The following is a 16,934-nucleotide window of genomic DNA, read 5'->3' as shown; positions in this document are numbered from 1 at the left end:
CAACATCGACGATTGGTTTATTGATAGCAATAACTATACAACCAAAAGGTTATATCTCTTAAACCACAACCTCCATCCCGACCTGCTCGCCCACCCCAAACACGCGCTTATACCGCGCAATCTCATCCTCCGGCCCCATCGCCTTGTTCGGGTTGTCGGATAGTTTCACCGTGGGGTTTCCGTTCGCTTCGACCGCCTTACAGACCAGTGAGAACGGGGCGAGGGCGTTATCGGGGACGAGGTCTCGGAAATCATTCGTCAGCAGCGTGCCCCAGCCGAAGCTGGTGCGGACGCGGCCTGCGAATTGTTGGTGCAGTTCGATGATTTTGTCGGTGTCCAGACCGTCCGAGAAGATGACCATTTTCTGGGTCGGGTCCTCTCCGCGGGATGTCCACCAGTTGATGGCGGTCTCGGCGCCTGTCGCGGGGTCTCCGCTGTCGACGCGAATGCCGGTCCAACCGGCCAGCCAATCGGGTGCGTTGTCCAGAAAGCCCTTGGTGCCATAGGTGTCGGGCAGAATGATGCGCAGGTTGCCGTCGTGTTCCTCTTGCCAATCCGCCAACACATCATAGGGCGCTCGGGCCAGTTCGGCGTCGTCCTTGGCCAGTGCGGCATAGACCATGGGCAGTTCGTGGGCATTGGTGCCGATCGCTTCAATGTCGCGTTTCATGGCGATCGAGCAGTTCGACGTGCCGATGAAGCGATCGCCCAACCCCTCGATCATCGCCTGCACGCACCAATCCTGCCACAGATAGGAATGTCGACGGCGGGTGCCGAAATCGGCAAGGCGCAGCCCATCCAATTCGCGCAGGCGTTCGATCTTTTCCCAGATGCGCGTCATGGCGCGGGCATAGAGCACCTGAAGCTCGAACTTCCCCATGTCGCGCAGGACGGCGCGACCGCGCAGTTCCATCAACACGGCGAGCGCCGGGATTTCCCACAGCATGACTTCGGGCCATGAGCCATCGAAGGTCAACTCATACTGATCGCCGACGCGTTCAAGGTGGTAGGGCGGCAGGCGCATGCCTTCGAACCACTCCATAAAGTCCGACCGAAACATCTGCCGTTTGCCATAAAAGGTGTTACCCCGCAGCCATGTGCTTTCGCCGCGCGACAGGCTGAGGGACCGGATGTGGTCCAACTGTTCGCGCAATTCCCCTTCGTCGATCAGGTCGGCCAGTGGCACCGACTTGGTACGGTTGATCAGACTGAAGGTGACATTGGTGTCGGGCTTGTTGCGAAACACTGATTGGCACATCAGAAGTTTATAGAAATCCGTGTCGATCAACGACCGCACGATGGGGTCAATCTTCCAGTGGTGATTATAAACCCGGCTTGCAATATCGGGCATCTATGCCTCCAACGTTACGCCCGCCGCACGCATGTCGGCGCGGGCGGCATTCAGTGAGCCGTCAAGGTCAATCGCACGACACGCGCGTTCAAGCACCGTCACGTCAAAGCCCAGCCGCGCCCCGTCAATGGCCGAATAGGCCACACAGAAATCCGTAGCCAAACCGGCAAGTGTTAACTTTTCGACGCCACGTGTGCGCAGATAACCCTCTAGCCCCGTCGGTGTGGTCCGGTCGTTTTCAAAGAAGGCGGAATAGCTGTCGATCTCGGGCCGGAACCCTTTTCGAATGATCAGATCAGCTCTATCGCGATGCAGATGGTCGTGAAACTTGGCCCCGATGCTGCCCTGAATGCAGTGATCAGGCCACAGCACTTGGGTGCCATACGGCAGTTCGGTGGTCTGATAAGGATCTTTCCCATCATGCGAAGACGCGAAAGAGCTGTGCCCCGCCGGATGCCAGTCCTGTGTGAAGACTTTCACAGGAAAATAAGGCAATATTTCGTTGATCAGCGGGATGATCTCGTCCCCATGCGCCACCGCCAGCGCACCACCGGGGCAGAAGTCGTTTTGTACGTCGATCACGATCAGGGCTTCGTCTGCGTCACGCATGGGCGTTCCTCCTTGAAACTCAATGGGTAAGGATCGCATCCGGGGGGGTCAAGCAATTGGCAGACTTGATCCTTTGAAAATAGGGGCGTATGCCGCCACTATGTATACGATTGCAGCACTCTATCACTTCACCCGTTTCGACAATCCGGCAGCCTTACAGGCACCATTGCTGGACGTTGCACAGCGCGAAGGGATCTCGGGATCGCTTCTGTTGGCGCAGGAAGGCATCAACGGCACGATTGCCGGTTCGCGTGCGGGTATTGACGCGATTCTGACCCATATCCGCGCCCTGCCCGGTTGCGCAGATCTGGCTTGGAAAGAGTCGACGGCAAAGGATCAGCCGTTCGGCAAAATGAAGGTGCGGCTGAAGAAAGAGATCGTGACCATGGGTGTGCCGGACGTGGACCCGCGCGCCTCGGTTGGGCATTACGTGATGCCCGAGGATTGGAACGACCTGATCAGCCAGGATGATGTGGTGGTGATCGACACCCGAAATGATTACGAGGTCGCGATCGGCACGTTTGAGGGTGCCGTTGATCCAAAAACAAAAACCTTCCGCGATTTCCCGGATTGGTGGGCGCAGAACAAGGACCGGTTCCACAACAAAAGGGTCGCAATGTTCTGCACCGGTGGCATTCGCTGCGAGAAATCGACCAATTTCCTGATCAGTCAGGGTGTCGAGGATGTCTATCACCTGAAGGGTGGCATCCTTCAGTATCTTGAAGACGTGCCTGCCCAAGACAGCAAATGGGACGGTGCATGCTTTGTGTTTGATAATCGCGTGTCTGTCGAACATGGTCTGGCTGAGGGTCCGCACGAATTGTGCCATGCCTGCCGCCGACCAATCCTACCCGGAGACAAAGACCGCCCGGAATACGAGGACGGCGTCAGTTGCCACCAGTGCATCGACGAATACGATGAAGCCCGGCGCGACCGGTTCAGAGAGCGGCAGAAACAAATGGCTTTGGCCCGCGCGCGCGGAGAACGCCATTTGGGTCGGGAAACCTAGCGTCTCCACGTCCCAATCTTAAAGTGCGATACCGAAACGGTTTTTATCAGAGCCTTCTGACATCAAACGCCGCGCCTGTCATCTGCTTGATCAGAGTGAAAAGCAGCGTTGCCGACGCCACTGAGCTTTCCGTGACCAGAACGGTGTCCTGATGCTGAATATCGAACTTTCCAGCGCTGAACAGGCCATCTGCTGACGTTAGATCAATCACGAACACGCTACGTGCATTTCTTGGCCCCGAAGTATCAGAACGTACAGCATTTTGAGGGTATTCACGAAGAACAAGAATACCTTTTGGGTTGGCACGAAGATCTGACAATCCGCCAATCAATGACATAGCATCAAGAGCAGAGATGCTGGGCTTGTCGAACGGCACAATCGCTTCACGGCTCGCTGCTCCGAGGGAACGGAAATAGCGTTCATCATTTTCGACTGCTACCTTGTCACCCGGAAGAAGCAACGTGTCATAAGCTGGATTGCTGACGACGGTTTCGAGGGGTCGGCAATACGTCTTGCTCCCTCGGATCAGTTTGAGTTGGGGGTTTGGAATCTGAGCCGAAGGCCCACCTGCAGCAGAGATCGCATTGAGCACAGTAAAATTGGGATCATCGACCAGAATGGGCCCAGGCCGGGTCACCCCGGAAACCATCGAAATCGTCCCGCGTGTCCCTTGTTGAATGTTTAGCTGCACCTGTGCACTTGGGATCACTTCTTCATACTTGCGTTGTACGCGCGTGCGGGCCGCTGCGTGCGGGAGACCTGCGATATGGACTGTTCCCACAAAAGGCAAGAATATCGTACCGCCGGAAGAAACCTGCATGTCCTGCATTCGGACAGTGTTCTGGCCCGCTGAAGACAGAAGCGAATTTTCTTCGCTATCCCAAACCACAACATCGACGCGGTCAAATGGGCGAATTGGCTTGTCTGCTGCCGGGCGACCTTTTCCTGGCCAAGCACAAGATGACGTCGTCGATGGTTGTGGCCAACGCGAAATTGTCGACAGTGTTTCTCGCGACACTCGATAGACTGCAAATTCCGCGCTTTCCTGCGCTTCTTTGCCAATAACTTCGCTTTGAATAGCACCGCCACGCGGCAAACCACAGCTTGCCAACACAATCATTGAAGCCGCGATCATCACAAAACGCATGTAGAAAGCCCTTAAAACAGCTCGATCTGTCGATCATTCATTGAGCGAGACCCTATTGTTTCTTAGGAGCCAGAACAAGATGTAAGTACCTCATCCCTTAGAAACAGATTAATGCTGGCCGACATCGACAATCCAAAACTGGATATTCGCTCATCGCGAATGGTTCATCTTCCACGACAAAAGTCAGACTTCGACCCAGTCTGGCTTTATCCCTTTCATCGCGGTTTCATGCGTTTCAATCGCTTCATCGATATCGTCAAAAAACTTTGCTTGCCCGTCAATCATGACGATACCTTTGTCACACAGTTTCTTCATCAATGGCATCGAGTGCGAAACAATGATGGCTGCACTTTCGTTGATGCGTTCCTGCAGTAGGCCGGTGCTGCGTTCCCTAAACGCGGCATCACCGACTGACGTGACCTCATCTACCAAATAAGTGTCAAACTTGATCCCCATAGACAATCCGAAAGCCAGTCGCGACCTCATCCCTGACGAATAGGTGCGGAATGGGGCGTGAAAATGCGGGCCCAATCCGGCAAAGTCCTGCACATATTCGACCAGATCATCCGTATCGACACCGTAGACCCTGCCAACAAACCTTACATTTTGCGCACCCGTCAGCTCTCCGTGAAAGCTTCCAGCAAAACCGACCGGCCAGGAAACCGTCCCGTCAGAAACGATATCTCCACTATCCGGATCTTCGGACCCCGAGATCATTCGTAGCAAGGTAGATTTTCCTGCACCGTTGCGTCCGAACAACCCAACCGACCCACGTGATGGGAACAATAGGTTGAGGCCCCGTGCAACGATCTTGGCCTGCCCTTTCACATGATAGGATTTCCACAGGTCGCGGATTTCAATCATCAGCGGCGATCCTTGATCGCATAGTAGATCAAAGCACCAATCGACCACGCAAAGAATAAGAAACCACCTATTAGTGCGACGACGATCATGCGTTTGGGGTATTCTGGACGTTCGGCAAGTGTCGGCTTGATATATGCAGCCAGATATCGGCTTTTTCGCTGCGCTTCTATTAGAGCGGAATCATACGACGCAAGGGCAGCCAGATAGGCCTGCTCGGCAAACTCGCGGTCCACGGCCAGCCCTTCGTATTCGCCGACAAGTGTCGAATAGTTCTTTCCTTCTGAATCGCTGCTGGTGAACTTCTGTCGTTCTTCATCGATCCGTTGCCTGATAACCTCAATGCGAAGCACAGCCTGCTCAAGTCGCGGGTCATTTTCACCGGCGCTGTCTTTTAGCAGATCAAATGTGATGAGCGCATCGGACAACTTTGTTTCCAACGCTGTCAGCAACCCGGTCTGAGCGCCAATTTCGGCGGCTGGGTCGACAATCTGATTACGCGATCTGAACTCTGTAACTGCCTGCCGTGCGGCGCGAAGACGTGCGACTGATCTGTCTAGCTCCTCGCGTGCATAACGAGTTGCGTCTTCTCGTGCGATGGCACTCAGCTCGTTGATCATTGCTGAACTTCTGGTGAAGATGTATTCGGACACTTTCTTAGCGTCATCTGGATTGAACGCGTGAACCCGGAGTTCGATCAAACCAGTTCCACTATCATAAAAAATTTTGACCATATTCTTCCAATAGGAAGCCAAATCTTCGATGGTTCCATCCCGATTGAACGAAAATACGGGATCAATCCCGTAGGTCTCTGAATAGATCTTGCGGAGGTCCAATTCCGAATCTGCGGATCGAACCAGTTCGCGGCTTTGAATAAATTCATACAAAATATCAGTGTCTTCGGACGTTCCTGACCCAAGAGCACCGATTCCGCCGAACAGGTCAAGATTTGAGCTTACATCTTCGGATCGAACGGCAAATGCGACATATGAGACATATTGATCTTGCGCTCGGGTGTACATGTACCACGCCGCAACAATCAGCGGTGCCAGAACGGCCACAAAGAAACTGATAATCAAACGGCGATGGCGCGATCTGAGCTTCGCTGCCTGCGCCATCGGCTTCTGTTTCACAGGCTTTGATTGCATCTTTTTTTCTGGCGGCTGCGTGTCCACACTTGCCGGTTTATCAGCTGAATTTTCAGATGCCGGATCATTATCCTGCTTCGGCTTTGTGTGCTGAGAGCCTTCAGGCAACTCAGGCTTTGACTTCGTATCGCTCAAGGTCATATCCAATGTAGTCAGACAGTTTTTGTTCTTACACCGATCTAGCAGCGCGCGAAAGGGTTGCCGCGACCGAAGATGAGTAGATTTTCTGCTTGCGAAACATCTACCTTTCCGTGCAACAGAAGACATGAGCTTTACGGCAAAAGGGCTGCACGCACGCAGCTATAAAACTTGGCGAACAATCATCGCATTGATCTTGCGCGAGATGGCGACAACTCACGGGCGATCGCCAGGCGGGTATGTTTGGGCGGTACTTGAGCCGATCGGCGGATTGGCTATCATGACGCTCGCATTCTCGCTCGCGTTTGCATCTCCTGCTCTTGGTAACAACTTTCCGTTGTTCTATGCGACAGGTTTTTTGCCATTCATGATGTACTCTGATCTTGCGAACAAGATCAGCCAGTCAATTCGCTTTTCACGGCCACTGCTGTTTTATCCGTCAGTTACATATTTGGACGCGATCATAGGCCGGTTCTTGTTGAATGGGCTGACGCATCTTATGGTTTTCTACCTACTGATTTTCAGCATCATGACCTTCTTTGAAACAGGGAATATTCTGCATTATCCATCCATCGTGAATGCGCTCTGTATGGCGCTTGCGCTAGGTCTTGGTGTGGGTGTGTTTAATTGTTTTGTGCTGTCTAAATTCCCGCTCTGGGAAAAGGTTTGGGGAATTGTTAACCGCCCCTTGTTCATTATCTCATCGATTTTCTTCATTCCAGAATCCCTGCCTCAACCGTTCAGGGACTACCTTTGGTACAATCCATTGATCCACGTAATTGGAGAGATGAGGAAAGGCTTTTACGCAACATATGATGCCACTTGGGTCGATAACATGTACGTCTACGGCATCTCAATGGTTCTGATGTTTCTTGGGCTGGTCTTCCTCGGCCGATATCATCGCGAAATTTTGAACAACCAATAATAACGATATCGGGATCTTCAGGCACCCATTATCGAACATCTTCCATTTCAGAAGGCTCAGTCGAACTAATGTGGATACGGCCTATCAACTGCGTCCATTGGTTTCAGGACTTCTTGCCAAACCCATCCAGAAGCTCTTGAATACCGTCGCGAAGATTTACTTCGGGCTGCCAATTCAGCAGATTCTTTGCCTTTGATGTGTCAAGATAATTGCGCTTCACGTCGATTGAGCGAGCAGGAAGATACTCGCACTTAACCGAATGACCAAGCACGCCTTCGATCTCGGCAATCAGTGCGTTAAGCGATGTTCCTTTTCCAGAACCAATGTTTATCTCCTGCCCTGAAACTTCGGACTGTCCAGCCAGGCAGAGCGCGCGCGCTACGTCCTTTACATGTATAAAATCACGCTGAACCTCTCCATCACCCCAAATCGTGATGGCTTCATCAACGGCTGCACGTGCACAAAACGTTGTAAGAGCACCCTGGGCCTTGCGGATGTTTTGCTGCAAGCCATATGGATTAGCAATCCTCAGAGAGATGGTTGATAACGGCCCGTCTTTCCCGGCCCTCCCATTATATAGCCGCAGGTATTTTTCACATGCCAGCTTGGACACCCCATACGCATTGATCGGATGTGTCGGGTGGTCTTCGTTGATCGGCACAACTTCAGTTGGCCCATAAACCGTACCTCCAGATGATGAGAATACGACTCGCTTGACGCCTGCTGAAAGCGCTGTTTCCAAAACACCCAACGTTCCGCCAACATTATCAAGGCAATCTCGATGTGGGTTTAGATTTGCTTCGCGCGGCATCGCTGTGGCTGCCAAGTGATAGACCGTATCCACACCTGTCATGACCTCATTCAATAGTTCTTGTTGTAGAAAGCTGCCTGACCAGCTCGACAATCGTTCGTCGGAAATTCCGCTTGGCCCAAGGTCGAGCGATCGAACTTGTACATCTTCCTTTAGGAGTTGAGCGACCAGATTTTTTCCAATAAATCCGCTTCCCCCGATAACCAATACTGTGGATGTCGTCATACGCCTCACCTGTAGGGTTTCATGACGACCATCCTCAGATTTGGCCGTCGTTCAAAGTAACGCTTCAACGTACCGTCTGTGTCAACCGGGGGTTTTGCGACGATGCGTGATACGGCGAATAATACGGGGGACTTTCATGTACTCGTCGTGAAGCTCGAATGCCCGGGCGGCAAGGGCATCGCGTTCCTGACCCAGCAGTTTGTGTTTTTCCAGAAGATCTTCAAAACCAGCCCGGTAGGATTCAAGGTCTCGCTTTGCGATATATGTAGGTGTGTCACCAATCTCGGCCCTTATAGCAGAGGCCAGACTAAGCATTTGTTGCGAACTGTTCACATGCAATTGTGCACGCTCAAATATCTGTTCAGACAAGACTCCGCCATGCGGCAGTCCAGCCAATTTGCTCCACCAACCGTCGACCAATGTGTTGCCCGTGGGGCCGGTTTCCATACTGTTGGCCATACCGCGATCGTAAGGGTTTTCAGATGGCAGATTTTCCACCCCCACAAACAAGGAAAGGCGTTTCAGGTTAGCTGCGTTGTCTTCATGCCAGTCTTGATATCGACTGAGAAAAATCGGCACGTCGCGCGCATATGCAAGGCTCGTCACGGTATATGTAAGCCACATAGAGTGACACATTTCGCGGCTGGTCTGGTCGCGCTTTTGTAGACTCTTTGACACAGATTCCGGATGTCGCAGACAAACCGTAACTAGTGGGTGCATCGAGAGCTCTTGTGCTGCACCTATCCACAAGGGCAAAAACAAAGACATTCGGGGATCTTTGATCGCCAGAATTTCACCGTCAGAAAGGCCGGACATACGATTCCGTATAATTTCGACAACCTTCGATTTTGCTTTTTTTGCTGCCGGGCTTGAAAACCAACTTTCAGGTGTAGGGATCACATGTTCAGGTGTTCCCCAACTGCGACCCAGTTCGTTCAACAATGCATCGTGAAAAGCAACAACTTCCGCTGCCTCCCAATACCCCTTCTTATTGTGGTCATCCCCGGCAATCATCGCGCCGCCAGCTTTCGCGCCAATGGCTGCCAAAGCCTGCATCGTCATCGACGTGCCAGATCTATGCATCCCAACAACCAATGCTAACTTTTTGGACAAATCAGGCACTCCCACCCTTCGTGCGCAGTTGATCAAGCAGCTCGACAAACCGATCTCCCTCGGCTTCCCAGCTGGAAGCGACAGCAATTTCACGCGCCCGTTCGGCTTTGCGCTCGCGTATATCTGGATTGTCAATCAATCGAAGAATTTCCTTGGCCATCAGGTCAGGCTCAATCGGTGCATAAGACGCGGCGTCCTCCGGCAACAACCAACGTGCCGAAAGCGAGTCATTCATAATGACTGGACAGCCACAGGCCGCGATTTCCAATGGAAGTAATGACAAGTTTGTCCCTGAAAGAACCAGCGCCAAATCGCTTTGCGAATACATATCGGGCAAAGCCTCCAGCTTCTGCTCTCCACAATTGACATGTGGAAATGGAATATCAACGCCGCTCACATCGCCGCCGACGAAATGGACGCATACGTTCGGATTAGCAGCGCAAACTCGCGAAAGAGCAGCCAACCCAATCTCGAAGAACCGCCGGGGTGTTACATGTCGAGAATAAAACAGGATGTTGAAGGTTTGTCGGTCTTTTGCAGGGCGCGGATAGTAAAAATCATTCTCGACACCGAATGAAACTGCTCCGCATTTCATTCCGTATTCCGATGATAGCTTTTCGGAAAGCCATGACCCCGCCGTAATGGCCTTCAAACCAAGCTTGTAAGTGTTTTCGCTCATTGCGTATTCAGAAGACACGGGGAAGAAGTAAGGTTCAAAATCCTGAACAAAATAGAACTTATCTCGAGACGCTCTGTGCTTGGAGACCCAATATGCCGTTTGCCAACCAGTGGCGAAGGTTACTGCCGCTGGCTGAAAACCTTCTACGCCTAACGCAATTTCGGCCTTTACCGGAAAATACCATTCCTTAATGGCTGCGCGTGCAGCATCGGGATTTACCCAACCATATGGTGGAAGGATCACCAATCGTTGCTTGAACCCACGATCGGCCAACATATTTATGAACCGGAAAATGTTCAGATGACCACCAGACCCGAAACCGAAGTTGGGTATCACCCACTGAACTATGTTGTCTTCAATTTCAGACAGATCAATAGCCTGACCATGCTCTTGGCCCAAGATACGATCATAGTGGGTTATGAAATCGATCTTCCCACTCGCGCCCAAGGGCAAGCCACTTGATCCGTGTACCAACCTACGATGCGTGGCCAGCACTGCACTTCGGATGCCATGCTGCTTTGCAATTCGCGCAAATTTACCTGCTGCGCTTCGTATATTCACCAAGTCAAAGGCTCCTTATCCAGTCGTCGCGCGACAGGTGTCGTGTCATGAAGTCCGGCAAACGATCCCGCGCACCCAAATAGTGCCCAAGTGGACGAGTGATTGCTTCAAACAACCGCGAGCAAGTTTTACTAGGGTGGGTTCTCCACCACCCGTTTCGCAGTGCAAGGCCAATGTCACGCTTCATCAGATAGGCCGCGCTTTTTAAAACATGCGCAGGCGAACCACTGAGTCGATAGCCGAACAACTTTCTAAATGCGCGGGATTCATCAAAACTTCGTTGCAGGGTTTCAAAAGGGCCAAAGCTGTGTGAATGGCGCACCACAGAATCGAAGGCGAAGGCCTTGCGATACCCGGCTTCGACGATCTCTTTCGCCCAGATCTGATCTTCAGCGAACTGAACATCTGGGTATGGATGCTGCTCCCAGATCCGGCGCGGCATCGCGGACGCATTATCTGAATAAAAATGAAATATTTGCCGCAACCCTTGGTTGGCATCATATTCTGTACGGTTCGTGATTTCGACCACGGGAAAATCAGCAAGACCTTTGAAATGCTGCTCCAGTTCCCACTCTACGAAAGGGTCTGCATCGCCGTGGGCAATGTGACGCGAAAACACACCTGCGATCCGGGTATCTTCGCGCATTGGGGCAATCAACTCGGACAACCATCGCGCGTCGTTAGGAATTGCGTCATGGGTGATAAAGACGAGGTAGTCCGCTTTGCTCAGGCTGGCACTGTAATTCCGTGTCTTGCCGTGCCCGAAATCCTTGCCATCGATCCTGACAACGCGGAATCCTTGGGCTTCTGCTAAGCTGTCTGACCCATCGGTCGACCCACTGTCGACGCAAATCACTTCGAACGGGCCATCATAGTCCTGAACAGCGAGCATTTCACAAACGTCTTTGAAATGTGGAAGCCCGTTTTTAACAGGTATATTGATCGAGACACTGTTAGGGCCTGATACAAATTGGCTGAGGTTGGACTCGGTCACATTAATGTCCAGTTTGACTTGTTGATGTACAGACTAATGGGGTTAACCTTTAAGCATTTGAGCAAAGCGCATCTTCAGCTTCTTGAACCGCCCAACTGTGGCTTTGCTTTTCGCTGGGGTTGCCCATCTTCGATCATCTTCTACGATATTGACGACAGCTTCCAGAACGCGAACATCCAGTTGATAGCGACTCGGGGTTTTAGAGGACTTGAATGCTATTTCGGTCACTTTTCCGCTTGTCTCGACATCAAAAAAATTTTGTCCGGGCTTCAAATCAAGTTCTTTGGGGCCGAGAATTTGTTGTTGGCCTTCAACCCCATAAAACATGAACATCGTATCGTGTTCCTGTTCAAAGTTATCGCCAGGCTGGAAATCACATTCGAGACGTATGAACTTTGGAAACGGTTTGCCCACTGCACATGTAAGATACGGCGCAAGCATACTTGGCTTGGTTTGATCGAACCATTCACCAACTTGCAATGTTTTGTCGCCCTTTGGCCTCGTTGCTATCTCACTTGTTGTGGCAGCCTTTTCCGCTCTTTGCATCGCAAAATAAGTCTCCGGCAGATCCACATAACCACCGCCATCTCCGGTAATCATCCCAAGAGCGGCCTTTTCTTGATCTGGCGATGCACTCAGCTCTAAAAATGACGAAAGTTCCTGGACGAGCGCGCGGCCGGACATTTCATCTTGTACCGCACGTTCGTAATTCACCATAAGCACAGGTGATTGGGTGGCCTCAAGAAAATTGAGGGCTGCGGAGTGATACTCTCGAATTCGCTTCAAAGCCCCAAGCAGAGTTCCAGTTCCACGCTGAACCCAACTGTCTGCAATCGCCAGCGGGTTTCGATAGACGATAATATAGACGGGATTACGCAGAGTTTTATCCCAGAATTCCAGTTGTTTGACTGCCTTGGGCATTTTAAAGCCCCAGACATCGGCGGTCTCGTTGCGTTTTGCGACGCGGTCTTTCAAAACCTCCGGGTCATCAGAAAGAAACCAGGGATCTTCATGGTTAAGGCCTGCAGCTTTTCCCAGATCGACGCCCAACGCACGGATCACGCCTGCAACCATCGACGTTCCGCCGCGTTCGACTCCCAAAATCACAATCGTGCGCTGCGTCGGGTGAGCAGACGCCTCGGTCGCTCTGATCGTGGCGTTCTTGGTTTTGGTCGCAAGAACCGGCTTGCTGCTCGGTTGAATGTCGCCTTCGTTTTCCATGCTGTTCTCTGTTTTGACAAAGTCAGCGCTCTGGTATCGCAATGACCCCCCGGAAACAATGACTCTATGCGTGCAAACCATCGGATGATGTCGTGCATGCGCAAGAACTGGGCGTAAACGCGACAGGTTTAGGCTGGTGCAATGCGGCTTCTTTTGGCAGAAGAGCGTTGTTGTTGGTCATCGGTCACTGGCGGGTAACAGATGAGTTGCAACAAACCGCCGATAAACTGGGCCAAGTTTTCGTTCGTGTATTGAGACCGCAAAGAAGGATTTTGAGATGAAACTGCTTGTCACCGGGGGCGCGGGCTTCATTGGATCAGCTGTTGTTCGCCGTGCCGTTTCGCAGGGATACGAAGTCATCAATCTGGATGCACTTACCTATGCCGCCTGCTTGGATAACGTTGCCAGCGTCGCAGAAAGCCCGCTTTATCATTTCGAACATGTCGATATCCGCGATCGTGCCGCGGTTGATAAGGTGTTTGAAACACACCAGCCGGATGCGGTCATGCACCTGGCGGCCGAAAGCCATGTCGATCGGTCTATTGATGGCCCCGGCGATTTCATCGAAACCAATATCAGCGGCACGTTTAATATGCTTGAAGCAGCGCGCAAATATTGGTTGGACAAAGGCTGCCCTGAGAGTTTCCGCTTTCACCATATTTCAACTGATGAAGTTTTTGGATCGCTTCCTTCGGATCCCACTGTGCAGTTTACGGAGACAACGCCATATGACCCGCGCAGCCCATATTCTGCGTCGAAAGCAGCATCGGATCATCTGGTTCGCGCATGGCATGAGACCTACAATTTGCCAGTTGTTCTTACCAACTGCTCAAACAATTACGGCCCGTTCCATTTTCCCGAGAAATTGGTCCCTGTCATTATCATCAAGGCGTTGGCTGGCGAACCCTTGCCAATCTACGGCGATGGAAAGAACATTCGGGACTGGTTGTTTGTTGAAGACCACGCTGATGCGCTTCTTGTTGCGCTCAAGAACGGCAAGGTTGGAGCCTCATACAACATCGGGGGCGAGAACGAGCGCACCAATCTGGAACTGGTCCAGACCCTTTGCAATATTCTTGACGAATTTCGACCACGCTCCGAAGGTAGCTATGCAGACCTGATCACATTCGTCCAGGACCGCCCCGGACATGACGCTCGGTATGCGATCGATCCGACAAGAATCCGATCCGAGCTTGGTTGGAAGCCATCGGTAACTGTCGAAGAAGGACTTCGCAAAACCGTTGAATGGTATCTTGAAAATGAAAGCTGGTGGCGTGCTCTTCAGGATCGGGATGGCGTAGGTAAACGTTTGGGAACTGTCTGATTTGGGCTGAGTGGAGGGCTATGTATGCACGTGCTCGTATTTGGAAAATCTGGTCAAGTTGCCACCGAGATTTCGCGCCAGGCAAGTGTAACTGCCCTGGGGCGCCAGGATTCTGATCTGTCAGACCCTGAACGATGCGCGTCAATAATCAAGGAAATACAGCCAGATGTTGTGATCAATGCAGCAGCCTACACAGCCGTCGACAAGGCTGAAGATGAAGTGGGATTGGCAAATACCGTCAACGGTTCAGCACCAACCGCCATGGCGCAGGCAGCCGCTGAAAGTCGCATCCCGTTTCTGCATGTTTCTACCGACTATGTGTTTAGCGGCGAAGGGCAGAATTTCTCGAAGCCGCAGGATTCAGTCGCACCTTGCAATGCCTATGGGCGTTCAAAGCTGCTGGGAGAAGAAGGAGTGCGTGCCGCAGGCGGCAACCATGTGATTTTGCGGACCAGCTGGGTTTTTTCAGCACACGGCAATAACTTTGTAAAAACGATGCTCCGCCTGGCCGATCAAACCAACGAACTTAGCATTGTCTCTGATCAAATAGGAGGCCCAACCCCGGCCGCTGACATAGCGCGCGCGCTCCTGATCATGGCCGAAGCTATGGTGTCCGGCCAGATTGGCGGCACCTATCACTTTGCCGGAACGCCGGTCACAAGTTGGTGTGATTTTGCATCCGAGATTTTTGCGCAGGCTGGGCGGAAGGTCCATCTGATAGGGATTCCCACCAAGGATTATCCAACACCTGCAAAAAGACCGTTGAATTCTCGTATGGATTGTCTGGATATCGAGCGTGATTTCGGTATTAAGTGTCCCGATTGGAATTTGGGCTTGGTAGACGTTTTAAAGGATTTGGGGATCAAAACCTGAATCTGCGAAGGGATAGAGGATCGAATTATGGCGGACCGAAAGGGAATTATTCTTGCGGGTGGATCAGGAACACGGCTTTTTCCAATCACTATGGGCGTCTCGAAGCAACTGCTCCCGATCTATGACAAGCCAATGATTTACTATCCACTAAGCGTTCTGATGTTATCCGGCATCCGCGAAGTTGCCATTATCACTACTCCACATGACAAAGAACAATTCGAACGGTTGCTTGGTGATGGAAGTCAATGGGGCATGCGGTTTGCTTATATCGAACAACCGTCTCCCGACGGTCTGGCGCAAGCATTTATCTTGGCTGAAGAATTTCTGAATGGTGCAGCCTCGACTTTGGTGTTGGGTGACAACATTTTCTTTGGTCACGGCCTTCAGGAAATGCTTGTGGACGCCAGCCAACAAACCAAAGGCGGAACAGTTTTCGGATATCAGGTTGCCGACCCTGAACGCTATGGCGTCGTAGGATTCGACGGTAGCGGGAAAGTTGACTCTATAATTGAAAAACCAACAAAACCAGCATCAAACTACGCCGTAACCGGACTTTATTTTCTGGATGGCTCAGCACCCGAGCGAGCGCGCCAAGTGCAGCCATCAGAACGCGGAGAGCTTGAGATCACGACCCTGTTGGAAAGCTATCTGATCGAAGACAATCTGCAAGTCCAGCTTATGGGGCGCGGATACGCCTGGCTAGATACTGGAACGCACGGCAGTCTGCTAGATGCCGGCAATTTCGTACGAACGCTTGAAAAGCGTCAGGGTCAACAAGTCGGGTGTTTGGAAGAGATCGCGTATTCAAACGGATGGATCACAGCAGATGATCTGATCCGGCGGGCGGAGCTTTTTGCGAAAAACAACTATGGCCGCTACCTCTTGAAGCTGGCCGAGCAGATATAGACCGGAATCGACCGACCTGATGTCCGCCAATCCACATATCAAAATCCTGCTGGCCACATATAATGGTTCGGCAAACTTGGAAGAGCAGCTTCAAAGCATTAGCGCGCAAACTCATGCGAACTGGTCAATACTGGCAAGTGACGATGGCTCAACCGATGATACACGCGACGTCTTGGACAGATTTAACAAACTGGGGCACCGCGTTACGGTTCTTGACGGTCCACGCTCTGGGGCGGCCGAGAATTTCATGTCATTGGTCAGGCGCTTATCAGATCATACAGAGGACGGTGATTGGGCGGCGTTCAGTGATCAGGATGATGTTTGGCTACCCAGCAAACTTGAACGGGCGGTGAACAGGCTAAACGCCATAAATGATGATCAACCCGCACTTTTCTGCGCACGCACTTGGATTACCGACGAACAACTGGGTGGAAAACGCGTCTCGGCCCCGCGCCCGCTTCCCCTGAGCTTCCGTAACGCCCTTGTCCAGAATGTAGCGGCAGGAAACACAATCGTTGTGAATAAAATCGGGGCTAAACTGCTTGCCGAGGCCGCTCAGGAAGTCGAAGAGGTCGTTATTCATGACTGGTGGGCTTATCAGATCGTCTCGGGTGCAGGTGGGCATCTGTGTCACGACGATGAGCCGGCTCTTCTCTACCGCCAGCATTCCGTCAATCAAATTGGTGCGAACGACAGTAAACGCGCAAAACTGAAGCGTATGGCAATGCTGCTCAGCGGGACTTACACCCAGTGGAATAAGATCAATGTAGCGGCAATGCGGCAATCATCACATCGCTTCACCGCTGAAAATCAGCACATTCTGGATGAATTTGCGCGCCTTCATGATTTGCCAGTCTTACAGCGTATGCGCAGTATGAAGCAGCTTCGACTGTATCGCCAAACTCGCGCGAGCACTGCAGCTTTATGGTTTGCAGCACTTGCACGTCGTATTTGACGGCCCTGTAATCGTGCATGACCCAGACTTCGTGAAAGTCCGTTTCAATCGCTTAACGATAAACTGTAAGCGTATTTCTTATCG

General features: G+C 51.9%; 16 protein-coding genes. 6 read left to right on the top strand and 10 right to left on the bottom strand.

The features are described 5' to 3' along the window. Positions 1-58: 58 nt before the first annotated feature. Positions 59-1,351, bottom strand: a complete 1,293-nt coding sequence (pncB, locus tag MWU51_RS14810) for a nicotinate phosphoribosyltransferase (RefSeq protein WP_247038399.1) — start codon at positions 1,349-1,351, stop codon at positions 59-61. Further along, positions 1,352-1,960 (bottom strand): bifunctional nicotinamidase/pyrazinamidase, encoded by a 609-nt coding sequence (gene pncA / locus MWU51_RS14805; protein ID WP_247038397.1) that lies wholly within the window; start codon positions 1,958-1,960, stop codon positions 1,352-1,354. 100 nt (positions 1,961-2,060) lie between these two features. On the opposite strand from pncA, the gene MWU51_RS14800 reads away from it, so the two are divergent. After that, on the top strand, positions 2,061-2,969 hold the full coding sequence (locus MWU51_RS14800) for a rhodanese-related sulfurtransferase (protein ID WP_247038395.1): 909 nt from the start codon (positions 2,061-2,063) through the stop codon (positions 2,967-2,969). A gap of 46 nt (positions 2,970-3,015) precedes the next feature. On the opposite strand, the gene MWU51_RS14795 is transcribed toward MWU51_RS14800, so the two are convergent. The 3 genes from MWU51_RS14795 to MWU51_RS14785 all read right to left on the bottom strand — a co-directional run bounded on the left by MWU51_RS14795 (position 3,016) and on the right by MWU51_RS14785 (position 6,260). After that, positions 3,016-4,116 carry a polysaccharide biosynthesis/export family protein gene (locus MWU51_RS14795; RefSeq protein ID WP_247038393.1) on the bottom strand — a complete coding sequence of 367 codons (1,101 nt, stop codon included), beginning with the start codon at positions 4,114-4,116 and terminating at the stop codon, positions 3,016-3,018. Positions 4,117-4,299: 183 nt separating this feature from the next. Continuing rightward, positions 4,300-4,980, bottom strand: a complete 681-nt coding sequence (locus MWU51_RS14790; protein WP_247038391.1) for an ABC transporter ATP-binding protein — start codon at positions 4,978-4,980, stop codon at positions 4,300-4,302. After that, a complete protein-coding gene (locus tag MWU51_RS14785; protein ID WP_247038389.1) occupies positions 4,980-6,260 on the bottom strand; it encodes a sugar transporter in 1,281 nt (426 codons plus the stop codon). The genes MWU51_RS14790 and MWU51_RS14785 overlap by 1 nt, the downstream gene beginning before the upstream one ends. 130 nt (positions 6,261-6,390) lie before the next feature. Here MWU51_RS14785 and MWU51_RS14780 point away from each other — a divergent pair, with 130 nt between their 5' ends. Continuing rightward, positions 6,391-7,188 carry an ABC transporter permease gene (locus MWU51_RS14780; RefSeq protein ID WP_247038387.1) on the top strand — a complete coding sequence of 266 codons (798 nt, stop codon included), beginning with the start codon at positions 6,391-6,393 and terminating at the stop codon, positions 7,186-7,188. Positions 7,189-7,291: 103 nt separating this feature from the next. Here MWU51_RS14780 and MWU51_RS14775 read toward each other — a convergent pair whose 3' ends face one another. The 5 genes from MWU51_RS14775 to MWU51_RS14755 form a co-directional block, all read right to left on the bottom strand. Further along, on the bottom strand, positions 7,292-8,224 hold the full coding sequence (locus tag MWU51_RS14775; RefSeq protein WP_247038385.1) for an NAD-dependent epimerase/dehydratase family protein: 933 nt from the start codon (positions 8,222-8,224) through the stop codon (positions 7,292-7,294). An 81-nt stretch (positions 8,225-8,305) separates the two neighbouring features. Continuing rightward, the gene (locus tag MWU51_RS14770) at positions 8,306-9,286 is read right to left on the bottom strand and encodes a hypothetical protein (protein ID WP_247038383.1); all 981 of its coding nucleotides are present in this window, start codon (positions 9,284-9,286) and stop codon (positions 8,306-8,308) included. 52 nt (positions 9,287-9,338) lie between these two features. Next, positions 9,339-10,577 carry a glycosyltransferase family 4 protein gene (locus MWU51_RS14765; RefSeq protein ID WP_247038868.1) on the bottom strand — a complete coding sequence of 413 codons (1,239 nt, stop codon included), beginning with the start codon at positions 10,575-10,577 and terminating at the stop codon, positions 9,339-9,341. A gap of 4 nt (positions 10,578-10,581) precedes the next feature. Further along, on the bottom strand, positions 10,582-11,571 hold the full coding sequence (locus MWU51_RS14760) for a glycosyltransferase family 2 protein (RefSeq protein WP_348646747.1): 990 nt from the start codon (positions 11,569-11,571) through the stop codon (positions 10,582-10,584). Positions 11,572-11,613: 42 nt separating this feature from the next. Next, positions 11,614-12,792 carry a hypothetical protein gene (locus MWU51_RS14755; protein ID WP_247038379.1) on the bottom strand — a complete coding sequence of 393 codons (1,179 nt, stop codon included), beginning with the start codon at positions 12,790-12,792 and terminating at the stop codon, positions 11,614-11,616. Between the two features lie 277 nt (positions 12,793-13,069). On the opposite strand from MWU51_RS14755, the gene rfbB reads away from it, so the two are divergent. From rfbB to MWU51_RS14735, 4 genes are read left to right on the top strand one after another with little or no spacing between them, the layout of a single operon-like run. Continuing rightward, complete coding sequence (gene rfbB, locus MWU51_RS14750; protein WP_247038377.1) at positions 13,070-14,116, top strand: dTDP-glucose 4,6-dehydratase; 1,047 nt, start codon at positions 13,070-13,072, stop codon at positions 14,114-14,116. 24 nt (positions 14,117-14,140) lie between these two features. Continuing rightward, positions 14,141-14,989, top strand: coding sequence for a dTDP-4-dehydrorhamnose reductase (rfbD, locus tag MWU51_RS14745; RefSeq protein ID WP_247038375.1), 849 nt, complete (start codon positions 14,141-14,143; stop codon positions 14,987-14,989). 27 nt (positions 14,990-15,016) lie between these two features. Then, positions 15,017-15,895, top strand: coding sequence for a glucose-1-phosphate thymidylyltransferase RfbA (rfbA, locus tag MWU51_RS14740; protein WP_247038373.1), 879 nt, complete (start codon positions 15,017-15,019; stop codon positions 15,893-15,895). 19 nt (positions 15,896-15,914) lie between these two features. Continuing rightward, positions 15,915-16,850 (top strand): glycosyltransferase family 2 protein, encoded by a 936-nt coding sequence (locus MWU51_RS14735; RefSeq protein WP_247038371.1) that lies wholly within the window; start codon positions 15,915-15,917, stop codon positions 16,848-16,850. The last annotated feature ends 84 nt before the right edge of the window (positions 16,851-16,934 follow it).

The sequence above is a fragment of the Aliiroseovarius sp. F47248L genome (assembly GCF_023016085.1).
Taxonomy (GTDB): Bacteria; Pseudomonadota; Alphaproteobacteria; order Rhodobacterales; family Rhodobacteraceae; genus Aliiroseovarius.
This window is presented reverse-complemented; position numbering and strand designations above follow the sequence as displayed.

Excerpts from the sequence above, each read along its gene's own strand:
- pncB (WP_247038399.1), bottom strand. The coding sequence starts at position 1,351 with ATGCCCGATATTGCAAGCCGGGTTTATAATCACCACTGGAAGATTGAC.
- pncA (WP_247038397.1), bottom strand. The coding sequence starts at position 1,960 with ATGCGTGACGCAGACGAAGCCCTGATCGTGATCGACGTACAAAACGAC.
- MWU51_RS14800 (WP_247038395.1), top strand. The coding sequence starts at position 2,061 with ATGTATACGATTGCAGCACTCTATCACTTCACCCGTTTCGACAATCCG.
- MWU51_RS14795 (WP_247038393.1), bottom strand. The coding sequence starts at position 4,116 with ATGCGTTTTGTGATGATCGCGGCTTCAATGATTGTGTTGGCAAGCTGT.
- MWU51_RS14790 (WP_247038391.1), bottom strand. The coding sequence starts at position 4,980 with ATGATTGAAATCCGCGACCTGTGGAAATCCTATCATGTGAAAGGGCAG.
- MWU51_RS14780 (WP_247038387.1), top strand. The coding sequence starts at position 6,391 with ATGAGCTTTACGGCAAAAGGGCTGCACGCACGCAGCTATAAAACTTGG.
- MWU51_RS14775 (WP_247038385.1), bottom strand. The coding sequence starts at position 8,224 with ATGACGACATCCACAGTATTGGTTATCGGGGGAAGCGGATTTATTGGA.
- MWU51_RS14770 (WP_247038383.1), bottom strand. The coding sequence starts at position 9,286 with ATGACGATGCAGGCTTTGGCAGCCATTGGCGCGAAAGCTGGCGGCGCG.
- MWU51_RS14755 (WP_247038379.1), bottom strand. The coding sequence starts at position 12,792 with ATGGAAAACGAAGGCGACATTCAACCGAGCAGCAAGCCGGTTCTTGCG.
- rfbB (WP_247038377.1), top strand. The coding sequence starts at position 13,070 with ATGAAACTGCTTGTCACCGGGGGCGCGGGCTTCATTGGATCAGCTGTT.
- rfbD (WP_247038375.1), top strand. The coding sequence starts at position 14,141 with ATGCACGTGCTCGTATTTGGAAAATCTGGTCAAGTTGCCACCGAGATT.
- rfbA (WP_247038373.1), top strand. The coding sequence starts at position 15,017 with ATGGCGGACCGAAAGGGAATTATTCTTGCGGGTGGATCAGGAACACGG.
- MWU51_RS14735 (WP_247038371.1), top strand. The coding sequence starts at position 15,915 with ATGTCCGCCAATCCACATATCAAAATCCTGCTGGCCACATATAATGGT.